Annotated in this window: 29 protein-coding genes; 18 read left to right on the top strand and 11 right to left on the bottom strand. The window is 74.2% G+C overall.

Annotated features, from left to right (window positions below):
* Positions 1-32: 32 nt before the first annotated feature.
* Both IF06_RS0108895 and IF06_RS0108890 read right to left on the bottom strand, forming a co-directional pair.
* A complete protein-coding gene (locus IF06_RS0108895) occupies positions 33-1043 on the bottom strand; it encodes an ABC transporter permease subunit (protein ID WP_030270165.1) in 1011 nt (336 codons plus the stop codon).
* Positions 1040-2044: an ABC transporter ATP-binding protein gene (locus IF06_RS0108890; RefSeq protein WP_013284439.1), complete on the bottom strand. Its 1005-nt coding sequence runs from the start codon at positions 2042-2044 to the stop codon at positions 1040-1042. Before IF06_RS0108890 ends, IF06_RS0108895 begins: the two co-directional genes overlap by 4 nt.
* Before the next feature lie 132 nt (positions 2045-2176).
* Between IF06_RS0108890 and IF06_RS0108885 the strand changes: the two genes are divergently transcribed.
* Positions 2177-3016, top strand: a complete 840-nt coding sequence (locus IF06_RS0108885; RefSeq protein ID WP_013474286.1) for an ABC transporter ATP-binding protein — start codon at positions 2177-2179, stop codon at positions 3014-3016.
* Between the two features lie 16 nt (positions 3017-3032).
* Positions 3033-3929 carry a ribokinase gene (locus tag IF06_RS0108880; protein ID WP_030270163.1) on the top strand — a complete coding sequence of 299 codons (897 nt, stop codon included), beginning with the start codon at positions 3033-3035 and terminating at the stop codon, positions 3927-3929.
* A gap of 45 nt (positions 3930-3974) precedes the next feature.
* On the opposite strand, the gene IF06_RS0108875 is transcribed toward IF06_RS0108880, so the two are convergent.
* Complete coding sequence (locus IF06_RS0108875; protein ID WP_030270161.1) at positions 3975-4739, bottom strand: hypothetical protein; 765 nt, start codon at positions 4737-4739, stop codon at positions 3975-3977.
* 94 nt (positions 4740-4833) lie between these two features.
* Between IF06_RS0108875 and IF06_RS0108870 the strand changes: the two genes are divergently transcribed.
* On the top strand, positions 4834-6315 hold the full coding sequence (locus tag IF06_RS0108870) for an alpha/beta fold hydrolase (RefSeq protein ID WP_030270160.1): 1482 nt from the start codon (positions 4834-4836) through the stop codon (positions 6313-6315).
* Between the two features lie 15 nt (positions 6316-6330).
* Here IF06_RS0108870 and IF06_RS0108865 read toward each other — a convergent pair whose 3' ends face one another.
* A complete protein-coding gene (locus IF06_RS0108865) occupies positions 6331-6813 on the bottom strand; it encodes a DUF6232 family protein (RefSeq protein ID WP_030270158.1) in 483 nt (160 codons plus the stop codon).
* A 58-nt stretch (positions 6814-6871) separates the two neighbouring features.
* Between IF06_RS0108865 and IF06_RS0108860 the strand changes: the two genes are divergently transcribed.
* Positions 6872-7303 carry a nuclear transport factor 2 family protein gene (locus tag IF06_RS0108860; RefSeq protein WP_013284445.1) on the top strand — a complete coding sequence of 144 codons (432 nt, stop codon included), beginning with the start codon at positions 6872-6874 and terminating at the stop codon, positions 7301-7303.
* On the opposite strand, the gene IF06_RS0108855 is transcribed toward IF06_RS0108860, so the two are convergent.
* Positions 7249-7827 carry a DUF6232 family protein gene (locus tag IF06_RS0108855; RefSeq protein WP_030270156.1) on the bottom strand — a complete coding sequence of 193 codons (579 nt, stop codon included), beginning with the start codon at positions 7825-7827 and terminating at the stop codon, positions 7249-7251. The genes IF06_RS0108860 and IF06_RS0108855 overlap by 55 nt on opposite strands.
* A gap of 131 nt (positions 7828-7958) precedes the next feature.
* Here IF06_RS0108855 and IF06_RS0108850 point away from each other — a divergent pair, with 131 nt between their 5' ends.
* Together IF06_RS0108850 and IF06_RS0108845 are read left to right on the top strand one after the other, a co-directional pair.
* On the top strand, positions 7959-8732 hold the full coding sequence (locus IF06_RS0108850; protein WP_013284447.1) for an enoyl-CoA hydratase/isomerase family protein: 774 nt from the start codon (positions 7959-7961) through the stop codon (positions 8730-8732).
* A 70-nt stretch (positions 8733-8802) separates the two neighbouring features.
* Positions 8803-10425 (top strand): acetolactate synthase, encoded by a 1623-nt coding sequence (locus tag IF06_RS0108845; RefSeq protein ID WP_013474291.1) that lies wholly within the window; start codon positions 8803-8805, stop codon positions 10423-10425.
* A gap of 55 nt (positions 10426-10480) precedes the next feature.
* Here IF06_RS0108845 and IF06_RS0108840 read toward each other — a convergent pair whose 3' ends face one another.
* From IF06_RS0108840 to IF06_RS0108830, 3 genes are read right to left on the bottom strand one after another with little or no spacing between them, the layout of a single operon-like run.
* Positions 10481-10879 carry a PLD nuclease N-terminal domain-containing protein gene (locus IF06_RS0108840; RefSeq protein WP_013284449.1) on the bottom strand — a complete coding sequence of 133 codons (399 nt, stop codon included), beginning with the start codon at positions 10877-10879 and terminating at the stop codon, positions 10481-10483.
* Between the two features lie 26 nt (positions 10880-10905).
* Positions 10906-11205 carry a DUF202 domain-containing protein gene (locus IF06_RS0108835; protein WP_013284450.1) on the bottom strand — a complete coding sequence of 100 codons (300 nt, stop codon included), beginning with the start codon at positions 11203-11205 and terminating at the stop codon, positions 10906-10908.
* Positions 11202-11588, bottom strand: coding sequence for a YidH family protein (locus tag IF06_RS0108830; protein WP_013284451.1), 387 nt, complete (start codon positions 11586-11588; stop codon positions 11202-11204). Before IF06_RS0108830 ends, IF06_RS0108835 begins: the two co-directional genes overlap by 4 nt.
* Positions 11589-11629: 41 nt before the next feature.
* On the opposite strand from IF06_RS0108830, the gene IF06_RS0108825 reads away from it, so the two are divergent.
* The 4 genes from IF06_RS0108825 (at position 11630) to IF06_RS0108810 (ending at position 14762) form a co-directional block, all read left to right on the top strand.
* The gene (locus tag IF06_RS0108825) at positions 11630-12427 is read left to right on the top strand and encodes a GNAT family N-acetyltransferase (protein ID WP_013284452.1); all 798 of its coding nucleotides are present in this window, start codon (positions 11630-11632) and stop codon (positions 12425-12427) included.
* Between the two features lie 2 nt (positions 12428-12429).
* Positions 12430-12834 (top strand): hypothetical protein, encoded by a 405-nt coding sequence (locus IF06_RS0108820; protein ID WP_013284453.1) that lies wholly within the window; start codon positions 12430-12432, stop codon positions 12832-12834.
* 176 nt (positions 12835-13010) lie between these two features.
* Positions 13011-13790, top strand: coding sequence for an electron transfer flavoprotein subunit beta/FixA family protein (locus IF06_RS0108815; RefSeq protein WP_013284454.1), 780 nt, complete (start codon positions 13011-13013; stop codon positions 13788-13790).
* 12 nt (positions 13791-13802) lie between these two features.
* Positions 13803-14762 carry an electron transfer flavoprotein subunit alpha/FixB family protein gene (locus tag IF06_RS0108810; RefSeq protein WP_013474293.1) on the top strand — a complete coding sequence of 320 codons (960 nt, stop codon included), beginning with the start codon at positions 13803-13805 and terminating at the stop codon, positions 14760-14762.
* A 97-nt stretch (positions 14763-14859) separates the two neighbouring features.
* Here the strand turns inward: IF06_RS0108810 and IF06_RS0108805 are convergent, their stop codons facing one another.
* Together IF06_RS0108805 and IF06_RS0108800 are read right to left on the bottom strand one after the other, a co-directional pair.
* Positions 14860-15627, bottom strand: a complete 768-nt coding sequence (locus IF06_RS0108805; RefSeq protein ID WP_030270154.1) for an anti-sigma factor — start codon at positions 15625-15627, stop codon at positions 14860-14862.
* Positions 15581-16186 carry an RNA polymerase sigma factor gene (locus IF06_RS0108800; RefSeq protein WP_030270152.1) on the bottom strand — a complete coding sequence of 202 codons (606 nt, stop codon included), beginning with the start codon at positions 16184-16186 and terminating at the stop codon, positions 15581-15583. Before IF06_RS0108800 ends, IF06_RS0108805 begins: the two co-directional genes overlap by 47 nt.
* A gap of 240 nt (positions 16187-16426) precedes the next feature.
* Between IF06_RS0108800 and IF06_RS0108795 the strand changes: the two genes are divergently transcribed.
* From IF06_RS0108795 to IF06_RS0108765, 7 genes are all read left to right on the top strand, one after another.
* On the top strand, positions 16427-17260 hold the full coding sequence (locus IF06_RS0108795) for a DUF4397 domain-containing protein (protein WP_013474295.1): 834 nt from the start codon (positions 16427-16429) through the stop codon (positions 17258-17260).
* On the top strand, positions 17257-17928 hold the full coding sequence (locus IF06_RS0108790; RefSeq protein ID WP_030270150.1) for a class F sortase: 672 nt from the start codon (positions 17257-17259) through the stop codon (positions 17926-17928). Before IF06_RS0108795 ends, IF06_RS0108790 begins: the two co-directional genes overlap by 4 nt.
* 108 nt (positions 17929-18036) lie before the next feature.
* Positions 18037-19212, top strand: a complete 1176-nt coding sequence (locus IF06_RS0108785) for a cysteine desulfurase family protein (protein ID WP_030270148.1) — start codon at positions 18037-18039, stop codon at positions 19210-19212.
* A gap of 37 nt (positions 19213-19249) precedes the next feature.
* On the top strand, positions 19250-20326 hold the full coding sequence (gene mnmA / locus IF06_RS0108780) for a tRNA 2-thiouridine(34) synthase MnmA (RefSeq protein ID WP_013284461.1): 1077 nt from the start codon (positions 19250-19252) through the stop codon (positions 20324-20326).
* A gap of 30 nt (positions 20327-20356) precedes the next feature.
* A complete protein-coding gene (locus IF06_RS0108775; protein ID WP_030270146.1) occupies positions 20357-21361 on the top strand; it encodes a methionine synthase in 1005 nt (334 codons plus the stop codon).
* A gap of 37 nt (positions 21362-21398) precedes the next feature.
* Positions 21399-21767, top strand: coding sequence for a VOC family protein (locus IF06_RS0108770; protein ID WP_030270144.1), 369 nt, complete (start codon positions 21399-21401; stop codon positions 21765-21767).
* Between the two features lie 26 nt (positions 21768-21793).
* On the top strand, positions 21794-22861 hold the full coding sequence (locus IF06_RS0108765) for an ADP-ribosylglycohydrolase family protein (protein ID WP_030270142.1): 1068 nt from the start codon (positions 21794-21796) through the stop codon (positions 22859-22861).
* Between the two features lie 38 nt (positions 22862-22899).
* Here IF06_RS0108765 and IF06_RS0108760 read toward each other — a convergent pair whose 3' ends face one another.
* Positions 22900-23514 carry a type II toxin-antitoxin system PemK/MazF family toxin gene (locus IF06_RS0108760; protein WP_030270140.1) on the bottom strand — a complete coding sequence of 205 codons (615 nt, stop codon included), beginning with the start codon at positions 23512-23514 and terminating at the stop codon, positions 22900-22902.
* 182 nt (positions 23515-23696) lie between these two features.
* Between IF06_RS0108760 and ligA the strand changes: the two genes are divergently transcribed.
* The gene (gene ligA, locus IF06_RS0108755; RefSeq protein WP_013284466.1) at positions 23697-25850 is read left to right on the top strand and encodes an NAD-dependent DNA ligase LigA; all 2154 of its coding nucleotides are present in this window, start codon (positions 23697-23699) and stop codon (positions 25848-25850) included.
* The last annotated feature ends 36 nt before the right edge of the window (positions 25851-25886 follow it).

Below are 25886 nucleotides of genomic sequence, written 5' to 3'. Positions count from 1 at the left end.
GTTCGCAAGGAGTTGCCGAGGTGCGGCTCCGGTCAGATCAGGTCGCGGCGGCGGAACACCGTGAACGCGGCGGCCACCAGCGCGCCGGTGAGCCCGAGCAGCACCACCAGCCCCGACGTCCAGGTGAGCGTGTAGGAGCCGTCGCAGTAGCCGGAGATCCCGGGGCCGCAGGCGTTGTTGTCCCAGAGCCGCACCTCACCGGACAGCCAGGCCGCCAGATAGCTGGACAGCATGTACCGGTCCGGCCGGCCGACCTCCAGGATCTGGAACACCAGCCGCGCCCCCAGCTCCCACACCACCACGTACGCGGCCACGGTGCCGAGCGCCGCCGACGTGTGCCGGCCCAGCGTGGCGACGGCGAACCCGAGCGCCGCGGCGAGCAGCACCAGCATCAGCCCGCGTACCCAGATCGCTGCGAGCGACGGCCAGAAGTCGCCGCCGGTCCGCCCGACCAGTCCGGACGCCTGGCCGATCAACCAGAAGGCCCCCAGGTACGCCGCCGACGCCAGCACCGACAGGCCGAGCAGCCCGCCCAGCAGCGTGCCGAGCTTCGTGGCGAGCACCGTCGGCCGCCGGGGCCGCCACAGCAGCAGGTTGACCACCCCGCCCGAGTTCAGGTCGGCCCCGATGTAGGAGGCGCCGACCAGGAACCCGAACAGCGTCAGGAACGCGATCAGGAAGTAGAGCAGCGGCTCGGCCTCCTTGGCGAAGACGAACACACCGCTGAGGTAGTCGGCCGTGGTCGGCAACTCCTCGATCTGGGCCGGGTCGATCTGGGCGCAGTCGCGCGGCAGGTAGTCGTTCTCGCCCGGCGGGATCGTGCCCTCGCGGATCCGCAGGCAGCGGTCGTACGTCATCTCCATCTGGCGCACGCTCTCCGCCGCCTGCGCCTGCGCCCGGCTCAGCTCCGCCGGGCCGGGCCGGTGCGAACCGGCGAGCGTGGTCACCACGGTCACCGCGAAGGCGGCAGCCAGCAGCACCACCATGAGCTGCACGAAGCGCCGGGCGGCCAGCCGCTCCAGTTCGGCACGGACCAGGTTCACGCGTCCACCTCCCGGATCTCCCGGACGTCGAGGTCGATCACTCCGTCGCTCGGCGGCGCGCCGTCGACCTGCCGCGGCACCGCCACGTGCTCGTTGCCGCCGGTCAGCTCCAGGAAGACGCTCTCCAGGTCCGGCCGCAGCGGGACCAGCTCGCGTACCCACATGCCCTGCTCGCCGAGCGTCCGGCTGATCGTCTCCGGATCCTGCACACCGGTCACCACCAGGTGGTCCGGCGCGACCGCCACCGACAGGCCGGCGCGGCCCAGCACCTGCCCGGCCTGCTCCGGATCGGCCACCCGGACCCGCCACTGGTGCTGGTCGAAGCCGGCCAGCACCTCCTCCACCGGCCCGTACGCGACCCGCTGCCCCCGGCTCACGATCGTCACGTGGTCGCAGATCAACTGGATCTCGGCGAGGATGTGGCTGGACAGCAGCACCGTCACCCCGGCCTCGGCCAGCGACCGGGTCAGATCACGCATCTCCCGGATGCCGGCCGGGTCCAGCCCGTTCGCCGGTTCGTCCAGGATCAGCAGCTCCGGGTTCTTCAGCAGGGCCGACGCGACCGCCAGCCGCTGCTTCATGCCCAGCGAGTAGCCCTTGACCCGCTCGTCGCCCCGGTCGCGCAGCCCGACCTGCTCCAGCACCTCGTCCACCCGGGCGGTCGGCACACCCCCGGCCAGGGCCAGCAGCCGCAGCGTCCGGTGCGCGGTGAAGTTGGCGAAGAACTGCGGGCTCTCCACGATCGCGCCGACCCGGCCGGCCACGTCCGGCAGGTGCTCGGGTGACTCGGCACCCAGCACGCGCATCCGCCCGGCGTCCGGCCGGACCAGCCCCAGCAGCGCGCGCAGCGTGGTGGTCTTCCCGGACCCGTTCGGCCCCAGGAAGCCGTGCACCTGGCCCGCCTCGACCAGCATGTCGAAGCCGTCGACGGCGACCCGGCGCCCCTGGCGCAGCGTGTGGAACGTCTTGCGGAGGCCGGCGATCTCGATGACCGCGCTCATCCGCGCGCCTCCCGGCAGCGGTCGGGCATGGGTGTCCTTCCGGAAGCGGTGACCAACGACACGGCGCCCCACCCTATGGCGGCGGCGCCGCCCGTGGGGGGCGCCGGGCCGGGTGCGTGATTGGATGGAGCGGTGACTGGTGACCTGATCCCCGGCGCCCCGGGCGCCCTCGCCCCCTCGACCGTGGACGCGGATCTGGTGGTCAGCCTCGACGGGGTCGGCGTCAAGCGTTCCGGCACGGCGCTGGTGCACGACGTCGACTGGCGGGTCGAGCTGGACGAACGGTGGGTGGTGCTCGGACCGAACGGCGCGGGCAAGACCACGCTGCTCAACCTGGCCGCCGGCCGGCTGCACCCGACCAGCGGCGTCGCGCACGTGCTCGGCGAGCGCATCGGCCGTACCGACGTCAACGAGCTGCGTACCCGAATCGGCCTGTCCACAGCGACGCTCGCCGAGCGGATCCCCGCCGAGGAGCGCGTCGTCGACGTGGTGGTGACCGCCGCCTGGTCGGTGGTCGGCCGCTGGCGGGAGAGCTACGACCGCACCGACGAGGTCCGCGCCGCCGCGCTGCTGCGCCAGCTCGGCGTCGGCCACCTCACCGACCGCACGTACGGCACGCTGTCCGAGGGCGAGCGCAAGCGGGTCCAGATCGCCCGCGCCCTGATGACCGACCCGGAGCTGCTGCTGCTCGACGAGCCCGCCGCCGGGCTCGACCTGGGTGGGCGCGAGGACCTGGTGGCCCGGCTGGCCGAGCTGGCGTACGACCCGGACGCGCCCGCGATGGTGCTGGTCACGCACCACGTGGAGGAGATCCCGCCGGGCTTCACCCACGCGCTGCTGCTGCGCGAGGGTGCCGTGGTGGCGCAGGGCCTGCTCGCCGACGTGCTCACCGCCGACAACCTGTCGAAGACGTTCGGCCTTCCGCTGGTGGTCACGCGGTCCGGCGACCGCTGGGCCGCCCGCGCCGCCTGAGCGACGGGACGACACAGTGCCGCAGACCCGGATCGCCGTCGTCGGCAGTGCCAACATGGACCTGGTCGGCATCGGTGCCGCGCTGCCCCGGCCCGGCGAGACCGTGCTGGGCGACGACTTCGTCATGCTGCCCGGCGGCAAGGGCGCCAACCAGGCGGTCGCCGCGGTACGCGCCGGCGCGTCCTGTGTCTTCCTGGGCGCGATCGGCTCGGACTCGTTCGGCGTGACGCTGCGGGCCCGGATGACGGCGGCCGGCGTGGACACCGGCCACCTGCGGGTGGTCTACGGGCCGTCCGGCGTCGCGCTGGTGATGGTCGGCGGCGCGGGGGAGAACGCCATCCTGGTCACCCCCGGGGCGAACGCCGCGTTCACGTCGCTGACCGCCGGCGAGCTTTCCGCCCTACGCGATGCGGACGTGCTGGTCGCGCAGCTGGAGGTGCCGGTCGAGACGGTGACCGAGGCGGCGCTGGTGGCCCGGTCCGCGGGCACCCGGGTGGTGCTCAACGCCGCGCCAGCCCGGTCGGTGCCGCCCGAACTGCTGGCGGCCACCGACCTGCTCGTGGTGAACGAGCCGGAGGCGCAGGCGCTGACCGGTCGCGGCCGGGACGAGCCGGCGGCGCTGCTCGACCTGGTGCCCCGGGCGGTGCTCACGCTCGGCGGCGACGGCGCCTGGTACGTCGACCGGGACCGCCCGCCGACGCACGTGCCGGCCGTGCCGGTGGACGTGGTCGACTCGACCGCCGCCGGGGACGCGTTCACCGCCGCGCTCGCGGTGGCCTGGGGCGAGGGGCGGGACCTGGCCGACGCGGTGCGCTGGGCGGCGGCCGCCGGTGCGGCGTGCGTGCGCAAGCTCGGCGCCTCGGTGGCGCTGCCGCACCGCGCGGAGATCGACGAGCTGTTCCCCGGCGGTTAAGAAGGGGCCCTTCCTCTACCGGAGGCGTTAAGAAGGGGCCCTTCCTTACACCTCGTCGGTGAGGCGCTCGCCGCGGCGGCGCAGCATGCCGAGCCCGGGGATGCCGGCGACCGCGAGCTTGAGATCGCGTGTGACGTCCAGCAGGTCGTGCAGGTCCGGGCCGACCCGGTCCAGCGTGGCCAGGATCGGCAGCACGTCCGAGGTGAGATGGTCCTTGAGCTTCGGCAACTCGTCCACCAGCCGGATCGCGGCGGTCACCTCCTCCGGGCTGAGCTGCTCCACGAAACGCGCTGCCATCGGCGCGGCCCGGCGCAGCGTCGCCTCGTACGCGGTCAGCAGCTCGGTCGCGACGCCCGTCGCCTTCTCGGCGGTCGCCAGCGTGCCCGCCGCCCGCGCGGTCACCGTCTCCGCCTCGGTCACCACACCGGCCGCCGTCCGGGCCACCCGGTCGGCCTGGCCGACCACCACGGCGGCCGCCTCGGAGACCCGCTGCGCCTCGCCGACCACCACAGTCGCCGCGGCGGCCACCTCGGTCGCCGTGTCGATCGCCGCGGTGGCGGCGGTGCTGATCACCGCCACCTCGCGGACCGCCGTCTCGGCGTCGGTGAGCACCCGGTCGGTGCGGTCGAGCGTGCCCTCGATCCGGTCCACCACCCCGTCGATCCGCCGGACCAGCGCCTCCACCTGATCGAGGACGGCGAAGGCGCGAGCGGGTACCGAGGCCACCGTGGCGGCCGAGCCGAGCGCCTGGTCCAGGGCGGTACGGGTGAGGCCGAGCACGGCGCCGGGCCGGGGAAGAGGGATCGCCATGACATCCAGTGTGCGGCGTCGCTGCCAGTGCCGCCCGACGGCAGCCGGGCGGCGAAGGTCACGCCGGGCCTCCGACGCGGCGTAGGGTGCCGGCATGCCCACCCCCGGCCCGGCGTCGCGGCGACTGCTCGCCTGCGGCGTGGTCGCGCTGCTCGCCGTCGTCCTGGGCGCCCTGCTCCTGGTCCGTGCCGACGCCGGTCTGAGCACCCGGCGGGCGACCGTGGCGGGAGTCCCGCTGACCGAGGTCCGGGCGGACGGCGTGAGCGGCGACCTGCGGCCCGGGGTGGTGATCGCGCACGGCTTCGCCGGGTCGGCCCGGCTGATGCGGCCGCTCGCCGACTCGGTGGCCCGCCGGGGCGGGATCGCGGTGCTGCTCGACTTCGCCGGCCACGGCGCCAGCCACGCCCGGCTACCCGGCGCGGGCCGGGACGAGGAACGCAGCCGGGCGCTGCTGCGGCACGACCTGGACGTGGCGGTCGCCTGGCTGCGCGGGCGTCCCGGCGTCGACCCGGACCGGATCGTCCTGGTCGGGCACTCGATGGGCGCGGGCGCGGTCACCCGGTACGCGGTGGCGCATCCGGAGATCGACCGGACCGTGGCGATCTCGCTGCCCGACGGCGGTGACGTGCCGGCCGGCTGGCCCGGGAGGCTGACGCTCGTGGTGGGCGGGCTGGAGTTCGCCGGCTTCCGCCAGGCGGTCGACGAGGCGACGCGGGACGCGCCACCGGGCACCCGCACGCGGGTGGTGGCACCGGGCACCGAGCACGTGTCGGTGCTGTTCGCGCCGCGTACCCACGCCGCGGTGCTCGACGCGCTCCCGGACCGTACCGGCGGGCCGCCGCCGGCCCCGCTGACCCGGCCGGGCGGCGCCGGGCTGCTGCTGGCAGGGCTCGCGCTGGGCTTCGTGCCGCTAGCGGCGCTGCTATCGCGCCGGGCGGGGGCGGGCACCGGCGGTCCGCGTACGGGTGCGGGCCGGTGGCTCGCCGCGACGGTGGCGGCGGCCGGGCTGGGCGCCGCGCTCGCCGCACTGCTGCCGACCGCCCGGCTGCCGCTCGCCGTGGGCGGGTACGTGGCAGTGTTCCTGCTGTTCACCGGCCTGATGCTGGCCGCCGCGGCACGCCTCGCGCAACCCCGCCGGCCACCGGTGACCGAGGGCGGCGTCCGGTCCGCTGCCGTCGCTGTCGCGCTCCTCGGGTACGCCGCGCTCGCCGTCGCGCTGCCGCTGCACCTCGGCCTCACCTCGACCGTGCCGGTCGGGGCCCGGTGGTGGCTGCTGCCCCTGGTGACGTTCTGCTGCCTGGTCTTCCTGCTCGGCGCCGAACGGCTCGCGGACGGCCACGGCATCCGTTACGCGGCCACCGGCGGGATCGCCGTGCTGGTGCTCGCCGTCGCCGCGGTGCTCGGCCTGGCACCTGGGTTCGTGCTGCTGGTGGTGCCGCTGTTCGCGGCGCTGGTGGCCTGGCAGGCGGCCTGGGCCGTGGTGTTGCGCCGCCGGGCCGCGCCGTGGTGGCTGGCGTCGTCGGTCGGGGCGGTGGTGCTCGCCTGGCCGATCGCGACCACGCTGCCGCTGGCCTGACCGTCGCCGGGCGGCTCAGCGGCGGTCGGTCTGCTGCTCCACGGCGCGTTGCACGGCCCGGTAGATCTGCCCGAACCGCAGCGCGTCGGGCGTGCGGACCAGCATCGTCTCCCGGCCGTGGTGCTGCACCCACAGCTCGTGCACCCGGTTGCCGCGCTCGTAGGAGCGGTCCAGCCACCCGAGCGGCACCTCCAGGAACGGGGTGAGCGCCAGCCCCGCCACCACGAACGCGGCCAGGATGATCAGGGCCAGTTTCCACTCGCCCCGGTCCTGCGCGGACCAGGCCAGCGAGAGCACGCAGACCACAGCGACGAGGGGTGGCAGCGACAGCAGCAGGACCAGCATCCCGCGGCCCAGCACCCGTCCCCGGACGGCGAGCGTGGTGGCGCCGCGCGCGTGCCAGACGTACGTGACGTCGGCGAGCGCGACGACCTGCCCGCCCGCGTGGATCGCCTCCGAGGTGACCTGTACGGCGTCGTCCCGGTAATAGAGGACCATGAATCAGCCTAACCGCGTGTGTCGACACCGGACGGTCGAGCGTCGGTAGGATGACGGCATGACGGACCGGAACGGGGCCGGAACCGGCGGTGACGAGCAGGCGCGCAACGTCGAGGTGGTCAGGCGCTACCTGCGCACCTTCGTCACGAAGGACCTGGCCGAACTGGCCGAGGTGGTCGACGAGGACGTGGAGATCTACGGCTCCGGCACCGCGGTACGCGGCAGGCGCTACCCCGAGGCCGCCGTCTCCTCACCCGGCCTGACCGTGATCGACCAGGAGATCCGGGAGATCTTCGCGGCCGGGGACCGGGTGGTGGTGTCGCTGGCGCAGACGTACCGGCGGGACGCGACCGGTGCGACCACCGTGCAGAGCGCCTGCAAGATGTACCGCCTGGCGGGCGGCCGGATCGTGCAGTTCTGGGGCGAGCAGGACACCTACGGCCTGTTGCGCGGGCTCGGCCTGCTGCCGGACGAGCCGATCACGTTCTGACCCGTCGCGGGACGACCGGCCGCGGGACGACCGGGTGCGGTACGGCTCGGCCCGGGGCGACCCGGTGCGGACGGCAGGCTCTCCATGGCGCGCTGCACCGCCCGGTAGACCTGCCCGAAGCGCATCGCGTCGCGGGTGTGCAGCAGCCGCACCGGGCGGCCCCGCCATTCGGCCCACATCTCCATCTCCCGGCTGCCCCGGGCGTACGAGCGGTCCAGGTGTTCGAAGAGGAAGTCCGCGAGCGGGCCGACGGCAAGGCCGACCAGCACCGAGACGCCGACGATGGCGACGGTGACCGCGGCCGAGCGCTGCAGCCACACGGCCAGCGCGATGCCCAGCACGGCGGCCACCAGCGGCCCGGCGAGCGCGGCCCCGGTCGCGCCGCGCCCGGCGAGCACCCGCCAGGAGCGGTCGCCCCGCCGGTGCCACACGGTGGTCAGTTCGGCCAGCGGGTAGCTGCGCCCGTCCACCCGTACCGCTGTGGAGGTGACCTGGACGGAGTGGTCGTCGTAGTAGGTGATCATGGCCTCACTCCCGGTGGCGGGGCTGCGGCGACTCCGGCGGCGACCTGGGGAGTCGCCGACACCACACTGTCTACCCCAACGAGGCGAGTCGTAAGGTTGGCACGCGACTTCGACGAGGAAGTGAGGGCAGCGTGGGCGAGTTCGTCAGGCTGGAAGTGAAGGACGGCATCGGCACCATCCGGCTGGAGCGGCCGCCGATGAACGCGCTCAACACCCAGGTGCAGGAGGAGTTGCGCGCCGCCGCGTCGGCGGCCACCGGCGACGCCGAGGTCCGCGCCGTGATCGTGTACGGCGGCGAGAAGGTCTTCGCGGCCGGTGCGGACATCAAGGAGATGGCCGACATGTCCTACGTGGACATGGCGGAGCGCGCTGCCGACCTGTCCAGCGCGCTCGGCGCGATCGCCCGCATCCCCAAGCCGGTCGTCGCCGCGATCACCGGGTACGCGCTCGGCGGCGGCTGCGAGCTGGCGCTGGCCTGCGACTGGCGGATCGTCGCCGAGGACGCCAAGCTCGGCCAGCCGGAGATCAAGCTGGGCATCATCCCGGGCGCCGGCGGCACCCAGCGGCTGGCCCGCCTGGTCGGCCCGGCCCGCGCCAAGGACCTGATCATGACCGGGCGGATGGTCGACGCCGCCGAGGCGCTGCGGATCGGCCTGGCCGACCGGGTGGTCCCGGCCGCCGAGGTCTACGACGCCGCGGTGGCGTACGTGAAGCCGTTCCTGACCGGGCCGGTGCAGGCGCTGCGCGCGGCGAAGGCGGCTGTCGACGGCGGTCTGGACATGGACCTCACGTCGGGCCTGGCCTGGGAGAGCCAGCTCTTCGCGGCGCTGTTCGCCACCGACGACCGGCGCGAGGGCATGGCCGCGTTCGTGGAGAAGCGCAAGCCGGGCTTCACCGGTCGCTGACGCGAGAGCTGTTCACATCCGCGATACCGGCCAGTAGCGTGACCCCGGTCGGTCGACGAAGGGGAATGGCATGACGGAGCGGATCGAGGGCCACGGGGGCGATCTGGCACTCGCGGCACTACGCGCGCACGGCGTACGGGAGATGTTCACGCTGTCCGGCGGGCACGTCTTCCCGCTCTACGACGCCGCGCACAGGGCGGGTTTCCCCCTCTACGACGTGCGGCACGAGCAGTCCGCGGTGTTCGCCGCCGAGGCGGTCGCCAAGCTCCAGCGCCGCCCCGGCCTGGCCGTGCTCACCGCCGGCCCCGGCGTCACCAACGGGGTCTCCGGCCTGACCAGCGCGTTCTTCAACGCCTCACCGGTGCTGGTGCTCGGTGGGCGGGCGCCGCAGTTCCGCTGGGGCTCGGGCAGCCTCCAGGAGATGGACCACCTGCCGCTCGTCGCGCCGGTGACCAAGCACGCCGAGACGGTGTTCAGCGCCGACGACATCCCGCGCGCGGTGTCGGCGGCGCTGACCACCGCGCTCACCCCGCACCGCGGCCCGGTGTTCCTGGACTTCCCGCTGGAGGCGGTCTTCTCGGTCGGTGACGCCGACCTGCCGGCGGTCACGCCGCCGGCGCCGATCGAGCCGGACCCGGACGAGGTGGCGAAGGCGGCCCGCCTGATCGCCGGCGCGTCGCGGCCGGTCGTCATCGCCGGCTCCGACGTGTACGCGGGCGACGCCGTCGAGGCGCTGCGCGCCGCCGCCGAGTCGCTTCGGGTGCCGGTGTTCACCAACGGGATGGGCCGGGGCGCGCTGCCGCCGGAGCACCCGCTCGCCTTCGCCAAGGCCCGCCGGGTCGCGCTCAAGGGCGCCGACGTGGTCGTGGTGATCGGCACCCCGCTGGACTTCCGGCTCTCCTTCGGCGACTTCGGCGACGCCCAGGTGGTGCACGTCGTGGACGCGCCCAGCCAGCGGGCCGGGCACGTGCAGCCGGCCGCCGCGCCGGCCGGTGACCTGCGGCTGATCCTCGGCGCGTTCGCCGACCACGCCGGTGACCGGGCCGACCACGCCGACTGGATCGCCGAGCTGCGGACCGCCGAGGACGCGGCGAAGGCCCGCGACGCGGAGGAGATGGCCGCCGAGACCGACCCGATCCGCCCGGCCCGGATCTACGGCGAGCTGCGCAGGGCGCTCGCCCCGGACGCCATCACCATCGGCGACGGCGGCGACTTCGTGTCGTACGCCGGCCGCTATCTGGAGCCGGCCCAGCCCGGCACCTGGCTCGACCCCGGCCCGTACGGGTGCCTCGGCACCGGCATGGGCTACGCGATGGGCGCCCGGGTCAGCCACCCGGACCGGCAGATCTGCGTGCTGATGGGCGACGGCGCGGCCGGCTTCTCGCTGATGGACGTGGAGTCGCTGGTCCGGCAGAAGCTGCCGGTGGTGATCGTGGTCGGCAACAACGGCATCTGGGGGCTGGAGAAGCACCCGATGCGGGCGATGTACGGCTACGACGTGGCCGCCGACCTCCAGCCCGGCCTGCGCTACGACAAGGTGGTCGAGGCGCTCGGCGGCGCGGGCGAGACGGTGGAGAAGGCCGCCGACCTCGGGCCCGCGTTGGGGCGCGCGTTCGACTCGGGCGTGCCGTACCTGGTGAACGTGCTGACCGACCCCGCGGACGCGTACCCCCGTTCGTCGAACCTGGCCTGACCACGGCGCGTGCGGGCCGTCCACCGGGTGACCGGCGGGCGGCCCGCTGCGCGTGTCAGACCTCGGGGCGGTCCCTGTCGTCCGGGCGGCCGCGCAGCTCCTCCTCGCGGCGGCGCAGGTCCTCCTCCCACAGCCGCAGCCGTTCCTGGTCCTCGCGGCGGGACCGCTCGTCCAGCGAGGCGAGGAACTCCGGGTCGTCGTCCGGTGCGAGCGGGCGGCGGGCCGGGGCGGCGGGCCGGGCCGTGCCGGTGACGCCGGCGGTCCCGGCCGGGCGCTCGCGGCCCACCAGGAACCAGGCGATCGAGCCGACCAGCGGGAAGAAGAGAATGATCAGCACCCAGATCATCCGGGGCAGCGCCTTGACCTTCTCCTCGTCGGCGGAGAGACAGCTGATCAGCGCGCACACGGCGAGGACGATCTGGACCAGGAAGAGCAGCACGTAGAGGCGGGCCATGACTCATGATGGCTCACCGCCGCTCGTCAGCGCACCCCGCCGAGCACGTGCGCCACGCCGAGCACCGCAAGTCCGGCCGCGCCGAGCGCGGTCAGCGGCACCGACCATCTGTCGAACCGGCGCGGTCCGGTGCCGGTGGCCCGGTGCCACGTCACCACGAGCACGGCGAGCCAGACCACCACCGCGAGCCCGGCCGGCGCCGCGTCCGCGGCCCGGCCGCCGAACGCCGGCCGGAGCTGGAGCAGCAGCACCGCAGTGAGCGTGAGCAGCGTCCGCCGCCACGCCAGCCGGGTGCGCTCGGGTTGCAGGCCGGGGTCACGGGTCACCGCGCGCCGCCCACCAGCACGGCGGCCACCAGCAGCAGCGCGCCGACCGCGACGACGAGTGCGAGGACGGCCGGGAAGCGGGACGCGGGCAACTCCTCGTTCAGCCGCATGGCGCGTTCGGTGCGCGCCCAGTGGTCGACCGCCCGGATCGAGACGGTGGCGCCGAGCAGCAGCAGCGCGACCGCGAGCGTCTCGCGCAGGTGGGCCAGGCGCAGCGGCGGCAGGAACTGCGCGGCGGCCAGCCCGCCCGCCACCAGCGCGAGACCTGTTCGCAGCCAGGCCAGGAACGTCCGTTCGTTCGCCAGCGAGAAGCGGTAGTCCGGCGGGGTGCCGACCGAACGCAGCTCACGCGGGTCGAACCAGCTCTTGATCGACTCCCACACGCTGCCGATTATCCGCTTTGCCCCGCGCCTAGCCTGGGGGGATGACCGATCTTGACGCGCGCGAGCTGCGCGACGCCTACGACAGCCAGATCCGACCGGAGCTGCCGGACCCGCTGCCGGCCGGGGTGACGGTCGAGCGCGACGGCCCGCTGTTCCGCGTGCTCGGGCTCGACCACCGAGGCTTCCTGACGTACCGGACGCTCGACGGTCTGGCCGGCGCCGAGCTGGACGCGCTCATCGCCCGGCAGGTCGAGGTCTTCCGGGACCGGGGCGAGCCGGTCGAGTGGAAGCTCGCCGGTCACGACGAGCCGGCCGACCTGGGCGACCGGCTGCGCGCCGCCGGATTCGTGCCGGAGGACCAGGAGACGGTCGTGGTCGGCCCGGTCGCGCCGCTCGCCGCCGCCGTCCCGGTGCTCCCCGAGGGGGTACGCCTGCGCGAGGTCACCAGCCGGGCGGACCTGGAGCGGATCGCCGCGATGGAGGAGGAGGTCTGGCACTCCGACCGCAGCCACCTGGTGTACGGGCTGGTCCGGGAGATCGAGGCCGATCCGCAGTCGATCACGATCGTGGTGGCGGAGGCGGGCGAGACCGTGATCAGCGCCGGCTGGATCCGTTACCAGCGGGGCACCGGCTTCGCCAGCCTCTGGGGCGGCTCGACGCTGCCGCAGTGGCGCAGGAAGGGCGTCTACCGGGCGCTCGTGGCCCACCGGGCGCGGCTGGCGCAGCAGCGCGGCAAGACGCTGCTCCAGGTGGACTGCTCGCCGGACAGCCGCCCCATCCTGGAGCGGCTCGGGCTCGTTGCGGTCACCACCTCCACGCCGTACGTCTACACTCCGTGATCATGGAACGGTTGACGGCGGACGAGCGGCTCACCCTGAAGACCGGTGCGTTCGGTGCCGTCTTCCTGGTCTCCAACGCCGTACCCGGGGTGCTGGCCATGGTGCGGGAGAGCTTCGCCGCCTCCGGCGCGCTCGCCGAGGTGGGGGGCGTGGTCAAGGAGGCGCTGACCACCGGGCCGCTGCCGCAGCTCCCCCGGGACTCGGTCCTGGAGGTCGAGTCGGTGGTGCTGCCCGCGCTGGGCCGGTCGGTGGAGATCCTGCGCGCCAAGTCGCCGGGCGACGTCGAGACGTACCGGTCGGTGGTGCTGGCCGCGGCGGAGCGGGTGGCCCAGGCGCACCGGGGGATCGAGCCGGCCGAGGCGGCGGCGATCGAGAAGATCCGGCAGGCGCTGGCCGAGCCGGCGTGACGGTGGTGAGTTGCGTCACTCCGGGCCGCCGGGGTGGCCATGCTACTTGCGGGTAACATTGCTCCGTGGGGAAGTGCACAGCAGCCCGCGGTTGACCCACGTTGCGTCACGCGGGAGGCTGCGCCCGTGACCGGGCGAGTGATCGCTACACCAAACAGGAGGGTCGTCGAAGCGCGATGAACATCGTCGTACTCGTCAAGCAGGTGCCCGATTCGGGCGCGGACCGCAACCTGCGTTCTGACGACAACACCGTCGACCGCGGTTCGGCGAACAACGTCATCAACGAGATGGACGAGTACGCCATCGAAGAGGCGTTGAAGATCAAGGAGGCGCACGGCGGCGAGGTCACCATCCTGACCATGGGTCCGGACCGGGCGACCGAGTCGATCCGCAAGGCGCTCTCCATGGGCCCGGACAAGGCCGTCCACGTGGTGGACGACGCCCTGCACGGCTCCTGCGCGGTGGCCACCTCGAAGGTGCTGGCCGCCGCCCTCGGGCAGCTCAACGCCGACCTGGTCATCTGCGGCGCCGAGTCGACCGACGGCCGGGTCCAGGTCATGCCGCACATGATCGCCGAGCGGCTGGGCGTGGCCGCCCTGACCGGCGCGCGCAAGCTCACCGTCGACGGGTCGAACCTGACCGTCGAGCGGCAGACCGAGGAGGGCTACGAGGTGGTCACCGCCTCGACCCCGGCCGTGGTCTCCGTCTGGGACACCATCAACGAGCCGCGCTACCCGTCCTTCAAGGGCATCATGGCGGCCAAGAAGAAGCCGGTGCAGACGCTCTCCCTGGGCGACCTGGGCGTGGCCCCGGCCGAGGTGGGCTTCGACGGCGCCACCAGCGCCGTGGTGGAGCACTCCAAGCGCCCGCCGCGCTCCGGCGGCGAGAAGATCACCGACGAGGGCGAGGGCGGCGTGAAGCTGGTCGAGTTCCTCGCCACCGAGAAGTTCGTGTGAGAGGTCACTGACATGTCTGAGGTTCTCGTCGTCGTCGAAGCCACGAAGGAATTCGGCGTCAAGAAGGTCACCCTGGAGATGCTCACCCTCGCCCGCGAGCTGGGCACCCCGAGCGCCGTCGTCCTCGGTGGCGCCGGCGCCGCCGAGGCGCTGAGCGCCAAGCTCGGCGAGTACGGCGCGGAGAAGATCTACGCCGCCGAGGGCGAGGAGATCGACGGCTACCTGGTGGCCCCCAAGGCCACGGTGGTCGCCGAGCTGGTCAAGCGCGTCCAGCCGGCCGCCGTGCTGCTCGCCTCGTCGCAGGAGGGCAAGGAGATCGCCGCCCGCCTCGCGGTCAAGCTGGACAACGGCATCCTGACCGACGTGGTCGGCCTGGCCGCCGACGGCACCGCCACCCAGGTCGCGTTCGCCGGCTCCACCATCGTCAAGTCCAAGGTCACCAAGGGCCTGCCGCTGGTCACCGTCCGGCCGAACTCGCTCAACCCGGCCCCGGCCGCGGCCACCCCGGCGGTCGAGCAGCTCACCGTGTCGGTCACCGACGCGGACAAGCTCGCCAAGGTCGTCGAGCGGGTCGCCGAGCAGAAGGGCTCCCGCCCCGAGCTGACCGAGGCGTCGGTGGTCGTCTCCGGCGGTCGCGGTGTCGGCAACGCCGACAACTTCAAGCTGGTCGAGGAGATGGCCGACCTGCTCGGCGGCGCGGTCGGCGCGTCCCGCGCGGCAGTCGACTCCGGCTACTACCCGCACCAGTTCCAGGTGGGCCAGACCGGCAAGACCGTCTCCCCGCAGCTCTACGTCGCGCTGGGCATCTCCGGTGCGATCCAGCACCGGGCCGGCATGCAGACCTCGAAGACCATCGTCGCGGTGAACAAGGACGCCGAGGCGCCGATCTTCGAGCTGGCCGACTACGGCGTGGTCGGCGACCTGTTCAAGGTCGTCCCGCAGGCCGCCGAGGAGATCCGCAAGCGCAAGTGAGCGTCGCGTGAAAGAAGGCCGCCGCCCGGTGCACCGGGCGGCGGCCTTTCTCGTAGGGAGCTGATCGGCGGGCCGGGGAGCTGAGCCGGCCCGCCGATCAGCCCGTCAGGGTGCCCCTCAGCAGGCTGTCGCCGGAGTGGCCGGGCTTGTTGTCGTACTGCTCCGCGCTGACGTCGACCACGGTGTAGGTACGCAGGTCGACGTTCGGGGGGATCGGCAGGAGCGCGTCCCCTGATCCGTTGCTCAGCGTACCCACGGAGAACATATCCATCGTGTTCGGATCGATCAGCCAGACCTCGTAGTACCCCGGAACGGTCGGGAGATTCGCCACGTGCAGATGCAATCGGTGGTCGCCGAGCACCCGGGCGTCGCCGGAGGCGTCCTTCGGCGTCGAACCGAACGCGGCGAGCGGCGCGCTGGCCAGCACCGGCGGCCGGGGATCGGTCTCCTCGCCGCCGCCGAGCACCGCGGCGGTTCCGGCCACGCCGATCACCGCGGCGGCTGTGGCGGTGACCGCTGTGGTCGCCCAACCCGGCCAGCGCCGGCTCCGCCGCGGACGACGTGCCACGACGGGTACGGCGGCCGGCTCCACCGGGTCGGCCGAACGCGGCAGGCGCCTGTCGGTCAGCGCCGGCAGCTGCTCGGCGGCCCGGACCTCGGCCATGATGCCCTGCCAGATGTGCTCCGGCGGGTCGGGCAGCTCGGCCAGGCCCTGGGTGCCCGCGCCGAGCCCGGCGACGTGCTGGAGCGTCTCCACCTCGCCCCGGCAGTGGTCGCAGGTGTCCAGATGGGTGGCCTCGCCGTCAGCCGCCTCGCTCTCACCGAGCGCCAGAAAGACCAGCCGGTCGTGGTCCAGGTGCTGCACCGTCCACCTCCCATCTGCGTTTCAGGCTCTGCATGCCGCGTCTGATGTGACTCTTGACGGTGCCGAGCGGCACTCCGGTCACCGCCGCGATCTGCTGGTGTGTCAGGTCGTCGTAGAACGCCAGCTCCAGCATCCGGCGCTGCTCGTCCGGGAGCCGGGCCAGCTCGTCGGCGACCACCAGGCGGTCGACCACGGTGTCCGGGTCGGGGCCGGTGGAGACCGGCTCCGGCAGTTGCTTCACCGTCTCGACCACCCGGGTCTCCCGGGCCGAGGCCCGGATCCGGTCGACCACCTTGCGCCGCCCGATTCCGAGCAGCCAGCCGACCAGTGAGCCTTTCGCCGGGTCGAACGTCTCCCGGCCGAGCCAGGCGGCGACGAACGTCGCCTGGGTCACGTCCTCGGCGTCGCTGCGGTTCACGAGCGTCGTGGCGGCCAGGTGCAGCACCGCTCGCCCGTACCTGTCGTACGCCTCTCGCAGGGCCGCCTCGTCGCCGTCGCGGAACCGGGTGGCGAGGTCGTCCTCGCCCGGCGGTTCGGGGCCCTGCCTCGCCGCCGTCACCGGGCGGCTCGCCTTCCGTGGGGCATGCCCGACTGTAACTCCCACAGCCTTCGCCCCACTCTCCCGGTGTGTCGGTCACGACCCTCGTCACCTCTCCTTCGTCGCCGGAGGGTCCGGCGGATGCGCCCGGAGACGGGAAAAAGAAATCGGATCCGGGCGCATCCCGGGGCGACGGAGCCGGCGTAACCCGTTCTGCAAGCCAGGCCTGACGAATCAGCACCAACCACCAGGAGGCAGACAATGCAGTACGCGATGTTCCGTCGGGTCGCCGCGGGCGGCGCAGTGGCCGCCCTCACCTTCGCCGGCGTCGGCGCCGCCACCATGAGCCCGGCCTACGCCGCCTCGTCGAAGGTCTCCGTGGTCCACGGCATCCCGGACACCCCGGTCGACGTGTACGTCAACGGCGAGAAGACGCTGAACAACTTCAAGCCCGGCGACGTCGCCGGCCCGCTCACCCTGCCCGAGGGGGAGTACGACATCGCCCTGACCAAGCCGGGTGAGGCCATCGACAAGGCGATCCTGAAGGTGGACGACGCCGCGGTGCCGGGCGGGGCGAACATCAGCCTCGCCGCCCACCTGAGCGCCGCCGGCGAGCCGCAGATCACCCCGTTCGTCAACGACGTGTCCAAGGTGGGCGCCGGCAAGGCCCGGCTGATCGTCCGGCACACCGCCGCCGCCCCGGCCGTCGACGTGCGGGCCGGCGGCAAGCCGGTCTTCGAGGGCCTGACCAACCCGAAGGAGGCGAAGGCGGACGTGGCCGCCGGCTCGGTCGAGGCGGACGTGGTGCTCGCCGGCACCGACACCGTCGCCATCGGCCCGGCCGACCTGAACCTGAAGGAGGGCACCGCCACCATCGTCTACGCGATCGGCTCGGCCGAGGCGAAGAACCTGAGCGTGGTCGCCCAGACCATCAACGGCCTGCACTCGGCGCCGGGCGGCGTGCCCAGCGGCACCGGCGGCCAGGCCGGCACCGGCGTGGACACCTGGTGGTACGTGCTGGCCGGGGCCGGCGTGCTGCTCCTGGTCGGCGGCGGGGCGCGGGTGGCGGCAACCGCCCGGGCCGGTCGCCGGTGACGGTGCGCAACCGCGGGGCGCTGGCGGCGATGGCCGCCGGCGCCGCCGCGCTCACCCTGGCGGGTGTGGTGGCGTGCGGGTCCGAGCCCGCCGAGGACGTCGGCGGCGACGAGGTGACCGCCCTGGCCGGCGCCACACCCACGCCCACACCGGCGGCGACGGCGACCGGCGGCGGTTCGGTACCGGTGAACCCGGGGACGCTGCCGGCCGACAGCGAGATCGTGCCGCCGGTGAAGCTGAGCATCCCGCCGATCCGGGTCACCGCTACCGTCAACCCGGTGGGCGTCAACGAGCGCACCGACGAGTTCGAGGTGCCGCCCAGCGTGGACCAGGTCGGCTGGTACCGCTACGGCCCGGGCCTGGAGGCCGGCGCCGGCTCGGTGGTGATCGCCGGGCACGTGGACAGCGCCGAGCAGGGCAAGGGTGCGTTCTTCCGGCTGCGTGAGCTGGGCCAGGGGGACGAGCTCACCGCCACCGGCTCGGACGGCCGCGAGCGCTCCTACCGGGTGGTTGCCCGGGAGGAGTACCGGAAGTCGAAGATCCCGCTGGAGCGGTACTTCGCGCGCGACGGTAAACCCCGCCTCACGCTGATCACCTGCGGCGGGCCGTTCGACGCGAAGACCCGCAGCTACCGGGACAACATCGTGATCACTGCCGTTCCCGCGTGATCACGGCCGTTCCCGCGTGAGCGCGCGAGAGCGGGCCGGACCGCCCCGGGTGGGACGGGGCGGTCCGGCCCCCGGTGCCTGGTACGCAGGCCGTTAGGCTGAACCGTGATGGCATACCTTGATCACGCGGCGACGACCCCGATGCTGGACGAGGCACTCGAGGCGTACGTCGCTGCCGCCCGCGAGGTCGGCAACGCCTCGTCGCTGCACGCGGCGGGCCGCCGGGCCCGGCGGCGGGTGGAGGAGTCCCGCGAGCGGGTGGCCGCCGCGCTCGGCGCTCGCCCCTCCGAGGTGATCTTCACCGGCGGCGGCACGGAGAGCGACAACCTCGCCGTGAAGGGCGTCTTCTGGGCTCGTCGCGCCGCCCGGGCCGACCGGGTCCGGGTGGTCTCCAGCGCGGTCGAGCACCACGCCGTCCTCGACGCGGTGGACTGGCTGGTCGAGCACGAGGACGCGCAGGCCGGCTGGCTGCCGGTCGACGCGGCCGGACGGCTCGATCCGGAGCGACTGCGCGCCGAGCTGGCCGAGCACGGCGAGCGTGTCGCGGTGGTCACCGCCATGTGGGCCAACAACGAGGTGGGCACCGTCCAGCCGGTGGCCGAGCTGGCCGCCGTCGCCGCCGAACACGGGGTGCCGTTCCACACCGACGCCATCCAGGCGGTCGGGCAGGTCCCCGTCGACTTCGCCGCCAGCGGCGTGTCGGCGCTCACCGTGACCGGGCACAAGCTCGGCGGCCCGGCCGGTGTGGGCGCGCTGCTGCTGGCCCGCGACGTGGCGGCCACCCCGCTGCTGCACGGCGGCGGCCAGGAGCGCGACGTACGCTCCGGGACGCTGGACACCGCCGGCATCGTCGCGTTCGCCGTCGCCGTCGAGGCCGCGGTCAAGGGCCAGCAGGAGTACGCCGCCCGCGTCGCCGCGCTCCGCGACGAGCTGGTCGAGCGGGTCCGGCAGGCCGTCCCCGAGGTGATCTTCAACGGCGACCCGGCCGACCGGCTCCCGGGCAACGCGCACTTCTCCTTCCCCGGCTGCGAGGGAGACGCGCTGCTGCTGCTCCTGGACGCCCAGGGCATCGCCTGCTCGACCGGGTCGGCCTGCTCCGCCGGGGTGGCCCAGCCCTCGCACGTGCTGCTGGCGATGGGCGCCGACGACGACCGGGCCCGGTCCTCGCTGCGCTTCACGCTCGGCCACACGAGCACCGGCGCGGACGTGGACGCGCTGATCGCCGCGCTGCCCGCAGCGGTGGAGCGGGCCCGCCGCGCGGCCGCCCTCCGTACTCCCCGCTGACCCGGATACGCTCGGTGAGGACGAGGGGAGTGGGCCGGTGAGGGTTCTGGCGGCGATGTCGGGCGGGGTGGACTCCGCCGTCGCGGCGGCACGGGCGGTGGAGGCCGGGCACGACGTGACGGGCGTGCACCTGGCCCTGGCCCGTAACCCGCAGACGTACCGCACCGGCGCCCGGGGCTGCTGCACGCTGGAGGACTCCCGGGACGCCCGGCGCGCCGCCGACGTGCTCGGCATCCCGTTCTACGTGTGGGACATGGCCGACCGGTTCCACGACGACGTGGTGGACGACTTCGTGGCCGAGTACGCCGCGGGGCGTACCCCGAATCCCTGCCTGCGCTGCAACGAGAAGATCAAGTTCGCGGCGGTGCTGGACCGGGCCGTGGCCCTGGGCTTCGACGCGGTGGTGACCGGCCACCACGCCCGGCTCGGCGCGGACGGCCTGCTGCGGCGCAGCGTGGACGCGGCCAAGGACCAGTCGTACGTGCTGGCGGTGCTGACCCGCGCGCAGCTCGACCGGTCGATCTTCCCGCTCGGTGACTCGACGAAGGCCGAGGTGCGCGCGGAGGCCGCCCGGCGCGGCCTCGCCGTGGCCGACAAGCCGGACTCGCACGACATCTGCTTCATCGCCGACGGCGACACCCGCGGCTTCCTCGCCGAGCGGCTCGGCGAGGCGCCGGGCCAGGTGGTGGACGCGCTCACCGGCGCGGTGGTGGGCAGCCACAGCGGCGCCTACCAGTACACCGTCGGACAGCGGCGCGGCCTGCACCTGGACCGCCCGGCGCCGGACGGCCGGCCCCGCTACGTGCTGTCCATCACCCCGACCACGAACACGGTGACAGTAGGCCCGGCCGAGGCGCTGGAGGTCTCCGACGTACGCGCCACCCGCCCGGTGTGGACCGGCGGGCCGCGCCCGGACGGGCCGGTCGAGTGCGAGGTGCAGCTCCGGGCGCACGGCGACGTGGTGCCGGCCGCCGTCGAGGTCGACGCCGACGGCCTGCGCGCGTCGCTGCGCCGCCCGGTCCGGGGTGTGGCAGCCGGCCAGGCGATAGTGGCCTACCGGCCGGACCCGGCCGGTGACGTGGTCCTCGGCTCCGCCACCATCACCGCCGCCTGACCGGCGACGGGCAGCGGATAGGCTGCGGCCGTGACTGAGCAGGCGTGGCCCTGGCCCACCGGCGCGGCGACCGGCATCGGGTCGCTGCCCGGCACCGACATCGCCGAGGCGCAGCGGATCGTGCTCGGCGAGCTGCCCGCACTGCCGCACCTGCCCGAGCTGCCAGCCCGGGGGCCGGGCGCGGACATCGTCGGCCGCACCGCCGGCCTGCTCGTCGAACTGCCGGTCGAGCTGTACGCGGCCCGCTGGCGGATCGCCCCGCGCCCCGGCCGGGACGTGCGTCGTGCCCGCGACCTGATGGAACGCGACCTCGACCAGCTCGCCGAGCAGGCCGAGGAGTACGCCGGACCGGTCAAGGTCCAGGCCGCCGGCCCGTTCACCCTCGCCGCCGTGCTGGAGCTGCCGATCGGCGGCCGGATGCTGCGCGACCCGGGCGCGGTACGCGACCTCGCCGGCTCGCTCGGCGAAGGGCTGCGCGGGCACGTCGAGGCGGTGACCCGGCGGCTGCCCCGTGCCTCGGTGCTGCTCCAGCTCGACGAGCCGTCCCTGCCGGCGGTGCTGGCCGGCCGGGTGCCCACCGAGAGCGGATTCGGCACCCACCGTCCGGTGGAGACCGAGGTGGCGCGGGCGCTGCTGCACGACGTGATCGAGGCGGCCGGTGTTCCGGCGCTCGTGCACTGCTGCGCGCCGGACGCGCCGCTGGAGCTGATCCGGTCCGCCGGCGCGGTGGGCGTCGCCCTCGACCTGTCGCTGGTCACCGACCTCGACCCGCTCGGCGAGGCGATCGACGCCGGGCTCGGGCTGCTGGCCGGCGCCGCGCCGACGCTGCCGCCGCCGTCCGGCCGGGCGCCGACGTCGGCCGAGGTCGCCGACCGGGTCCGGCGGGTCTGGGACCAGCTCGGCTTCCCCCGCCGCCGGCTGGCCGAGCAGGTGGTGATCACCCCCGCGTGCGGCCTGGCCGGCGCCACCCCGGGGTACGCCCGTGCAGTGCTCACCGCCTGCCGCGACGCGGGCCGGCGGCTCGCCGAGGACTGACGTTTTTCCGTCGTACCCGCCGGGCACGATGACCGGCATGATTGGACGACTGCGTTCCACAGTGATCGACTGCCCCGATCCGCGCGCGCTCGCCGCCTTCTACTCCGAGCTGCTCGGCCTGCCCGTGGTGGAGGAGAACTCCGACGGCGACGAGTGGGTGGTGCTCGGCGGCCCACCCGGGCACCAGCCGCGGGTGGCCTTGCAGCGGGCACCGGGCCTGCGCACCCCCGACTGGCCCGACCCGGCCCGGCCGCAGCAGTTCCACCTCGACGTGAGCGTCGACGACATCGAGGCGGCCGAGAAGGCGGTGCTGGCGCTCGGCGCACGGCGGCTGCCAGGTGAGGGGGAGGGCTTCCGGGTCTACGCCGACCCGGTCGGCCACCCGTTCTGCCTCTGCTGGGACTGATCTTCCGCCACTTGCGCGGCGGGGGCATGATCGCCACCGTGACCGCCTCCACCGCCACCGGCCGCGCCGCCGGTTCGCTGTTCGGCCTGGCCTACGGCGACGCCCTGGGCAAGCCGACCGAGTTCCTCACCGTCACCGAGATCGTCCGGCGCTACGGTCCGGGCGGTCCGCGCGAGCTGACCGGCGACCCGGCCCTGGTCACCGACGACACGCAGATGGCGCTGGCCGTGGCGTGGGCGCTGCACGACGCGCCCGCGTACACGGCCGAGGTGGTGGAGCCGCTGCTGCGGCAGCGCTTCGTCGACTGGTCGGTCAGCCCGGAGAACAACCGCGCCCCGGGCATGACCTGCCTGCGGGCCTGCGCCGAGCTGGCCCGGGGCGCCCGCTGGCAGGAGGCCACAGTCGCCGGTTCGAAGGGCTGCGGCGCGAACATGCGCGTCACCCCGGTCGGGCTGCTCGACGTCGACCTGGACACGATGGCCGGGCTGGCCCAGCTCCAGGCCGGCCTGACCCACGGTCACCCGACCGGGCTGGCGGCGAGCGAGCTGACCGCGTACGCGGTCCGGCTGCTGCGCGACGGCGCGGCGCTGCCGGAACTGCCCGGCCTGCTCACCGAGCGGGCCCGGGAGCAGCGCACCGTCTACCGGGACGACTGGCTCGGTGACCTGTGGCAGCGGCCCGGCGAGAGCAACGCGGCCGAGTTCGTCGCCCGGGGCTGGGACGACTGCCTGCGCGTGCTCGGCCGGCTGGAGGCGGCGCTGGCCCGCCCGGACGACGGCGGCGACCCGTGCCGGTTCACCGGCGAGGGGTGGGTCGCCGAGGAGGCGCTGGCCACCGCGCTGCTCTGCGCGCTGCGCCACACCGACGACCCGGTCGGCGCGCTGGCCCGGGGCGCCACCACCGCCGGTGACTCGGACTCCATCGCCGCGCTGGCCGGCGCGTTCGTCGGGGCCGCGTACGGCACGGCCGCCTGGCCCGCCGGGTGGGCCGGGCGGATCGAGTACGCCGGCCAGCTCACCGCGCTCGCCGACGCGTTCGACGGGGAGGCGTCCGGCGCCGGCTCACCCCGCGACGGCCGGGGACCGGCGGCGTGACCCCGCCTTCCGGGTGAGGCCGGGGCGAGGCGGCTCGCTCAGCCGGTGAGGTGGCTCAGCCGGCGGACGCCCCGCCACAGGTCCGGGTCGCAGGTGCCGGCCCGGTCGGCGAACGCGTCCAGCGGCACCGGGATCGGCTCGCTGACGTCGAGGTAGCTGTCGTGGTCGGCGTCCGGATCCCAGTCCCGGGTCGGGATCGGCAGGTGGTCGTCCCGGTCCGACTTGTCCTGGCTGGTGATCTTCAGGACCTCGGCGTCCCGGCCGTCGACGCGCAGCACCAGACAGGGACGCACCTTCGAACCGGTCCCGTCGGCGTAGGGCACGTCGGCCCACCAGATCTCCCCGGGCCGGGGCTCGTCCCGGCTCGTCCGTCCGGCGCCCCGCGGCCTCGGCGGCGTCGCGGTGCGGCCACCCCGTGGCCCGGTGCCGGCCCGGTCACCGCGGCGTCCACCGCCGGTCCGCTCGCCGTCCGGTCCGCCGGTGCGGCTGCCACGCCCGGTGCCCGGCCGCCGTCCGTCGGCCCGGTCGCGCTTCCCGTCGGCCCGGTCGCGCGTCCCGGCGCGTTCGGCCGCCCGGCGGCGCCAGTCGTTCCACAGCCAGCCGGCTGCGACGCAGGCCGCGATCACCAGCGCCCAGATCACCCCGTCGCGCATTCGTCGTCCGCCTTCCGACCGTTGTGGCCCACTACCGCCGACCGATCGTCGCACGGCCCGGCCCCACCCGCCCGGGTGGCGCGGTGGGCGTCCGTTCGCCCTGCTCGGCGCGGGTGGCCGGACGACTGTCACAGCCGACCGCTACGGTTCTCGGGTAGCACGAACACGGGAGGTCGACAGCGGTGTCCGAAGGCGGCGGCGTGTCCGAAGAAGCGGTTCCCCCAGCGGTCGACGCGGCCCAGGACGCGGCGGCGGGTGCCGAGCCGACCCCGGCGGCCCGGGAGCGGCACGCCACGCTCAGCCAGGAGCTGACCGAGCACCAGTACCGCTACTACGTGCTCGACGCGCCGACGGTCACCGACGCGGAGTTCGACAAGCAGCTGCGGGAACTGGAGGCGCTGGAGGCCGAATACCCGGCGTTGCGCACCCCCGACTCGCCCACCCAGCGGGTCGGCGGCACCTTCTCCACCGACTTCACGCCGGTCACGCACGCCGAGCGGATGCTCTCGCTCGACAACGCCTTCGCCGACGAGGAACTGGCCGCCTGGTCGGAGCGGGTCGAGCGCGACGCCGGCGGCCCGGTGCCCTACCTGTGCGAGCTGAAGGTCGACGGGCTCGCCATCAACCTCACCTACGAGAAGGGCCGGCTGGTGCGCGCGGCCACCCGGGGCGACGGCCGCACCGGCGAGGACGTCACCGCCAACGTGCGCAGCATCAAGGGCGTGCCGGCCCGGCTGACCCCGGCCGGCGACTTCCCCGACGTGCCCGACCTGATCGAGGTGCGCGGCGAGATCTACTTCCCGGTGGCCGCGTTCGCCGACCTGAACGCGAGCCTGGTCGAGCAGGGCAAGGCGCCGTTCGCCAACCCGCGCAACGCCGCCGCCGGCAGCCTGCGGCAGAAGGACCCCCGGGTGACCGCCTCCCGCCCGCTGCGCCTGGTGGTGCACGGCGTCGGCGCGCGCACCGGGTTCCGGCCGGCCGCGCAGTCCGAGTCGTACGCCGCACTCAAGGCGTGGGGGCTGCCCACCAGCGACCGGTGGCGGGTGGTGGACGACCTGGCCGGCGTCGCGGAATACATCGCCTACTACGGCAGGCACCGGCACGACGTCGAGCACGAGATCGACGGCGTGGTGGTCAAGGTCGACCCGGTCTCCATCCAGGGCCGCCTCGGCTCGACCAGCCGCGCGCCCCGCTGGGCGATCGCCTTCAAATACCCGCCGGAGGAGGTCAACACCAAGCTGCTCGACATCGAGGTGGAGGTCGGGCGCACCGGCCGGGTCACCCCGCGCGCCGTGCTCCAGCCGGTGCGGGTGGCCGGCTCCACCGTCGCCTACGCCACCCTGCACAACGCGCGCGAGGTCGAACGCAAGGGTGTGCTCATCGGCGACACGGTGGTGCTGCGCAAGGCCGGCGACGTGATCCCCGAGGTGCTCGGCCCGGTGGTCGAGCTGCGCCCGGCCGACGCCCGCCCGTTCGTCATGCCTACCACCTGCCCGGCCTGCGGCACACCGCTCGCGCCGGCCAAGGAGAGCGACGTCGACATCCGCTGCCCCAACGGGCGGGCCTGCCCCGGTCAGATCCGCGAGCGGGTCTTCTACCTGGCCAGCCGCAAGGTGCTCGACATCGAGGTGCTCGGCGAGAAGGGCGCGGCGGCGCTGCTGGACGCCCAGATCATCACCAACGAGGGCGACCTGTTCCAGCTCGACGCCGAGCAGTTGAGCCGGTCGCCGTTCTTCGTCAACAAGGACGGCAGCCTGGGCAGCAACGCCACCAAGCTGCTCGACAACCTCGCCGAGGCCAAGGAACGCGACCTGTGGCGGGTGCTGGTGGCGCTGTCCATCCGGCACGTCGGCCCGACCGCCGCCCAGGCGCTCGCCCGGCACTTCCGCTCGGTCGCCGCGATCGAGGCCGCCGGTGAGGAGGAGCTGTCCTCGGTGGACGGCGTCGGCCCGACCATCGCGGCGAGCGTGAAGGAATGGTTCGCCGTCGACTGGCACCGCGACGTGGTGCGCAAGTGGGCCGAGGCGGGCGTACGGATGGCCGAGGAGGCCGCCGACGAGGGGCCGCGACCGCTCGACGGGATCACGGTGGTGGTCACCGGCACGCTGAGCGGGTTCAGCCGCGACCAGGCGGCCGAGGCGATCCAGGTCCGGGGCGGAAAGGTGACCGGCTCGGTCTCCAAGAAGACGGGCTTCGTGGTGGTCGGCGACAATCCCGGATCCAAGGCCGACAAGGCCGCCACCCTGAAACTGCCGATCCTCGACGAGGACGGTTTCCGGGTGCTGCTGGACTCCGGCCCGGAGGCGGCCCGCGAGGTGGCCCGGGTGGAGGACTGACAGGCTGGTCACAGCGATCGTCCGGCGGATACCAAG

It is taken from the genome of Micromonospora globosa, assembly GCF_000717585.1.
GTDB classification, from domain to species: domain Bacteria; phylum Actinomycetota; class Actinomycetes; order Mycobacteriales; family Micromonosporaceae; genus Micromonospora; species Micromonospora aurantiaca.
The sequence above is the reverse complement of the archived record's forward strand: the minus strand, read 5'-3'. Positions and strand labels throughout refer to the sequence as shown.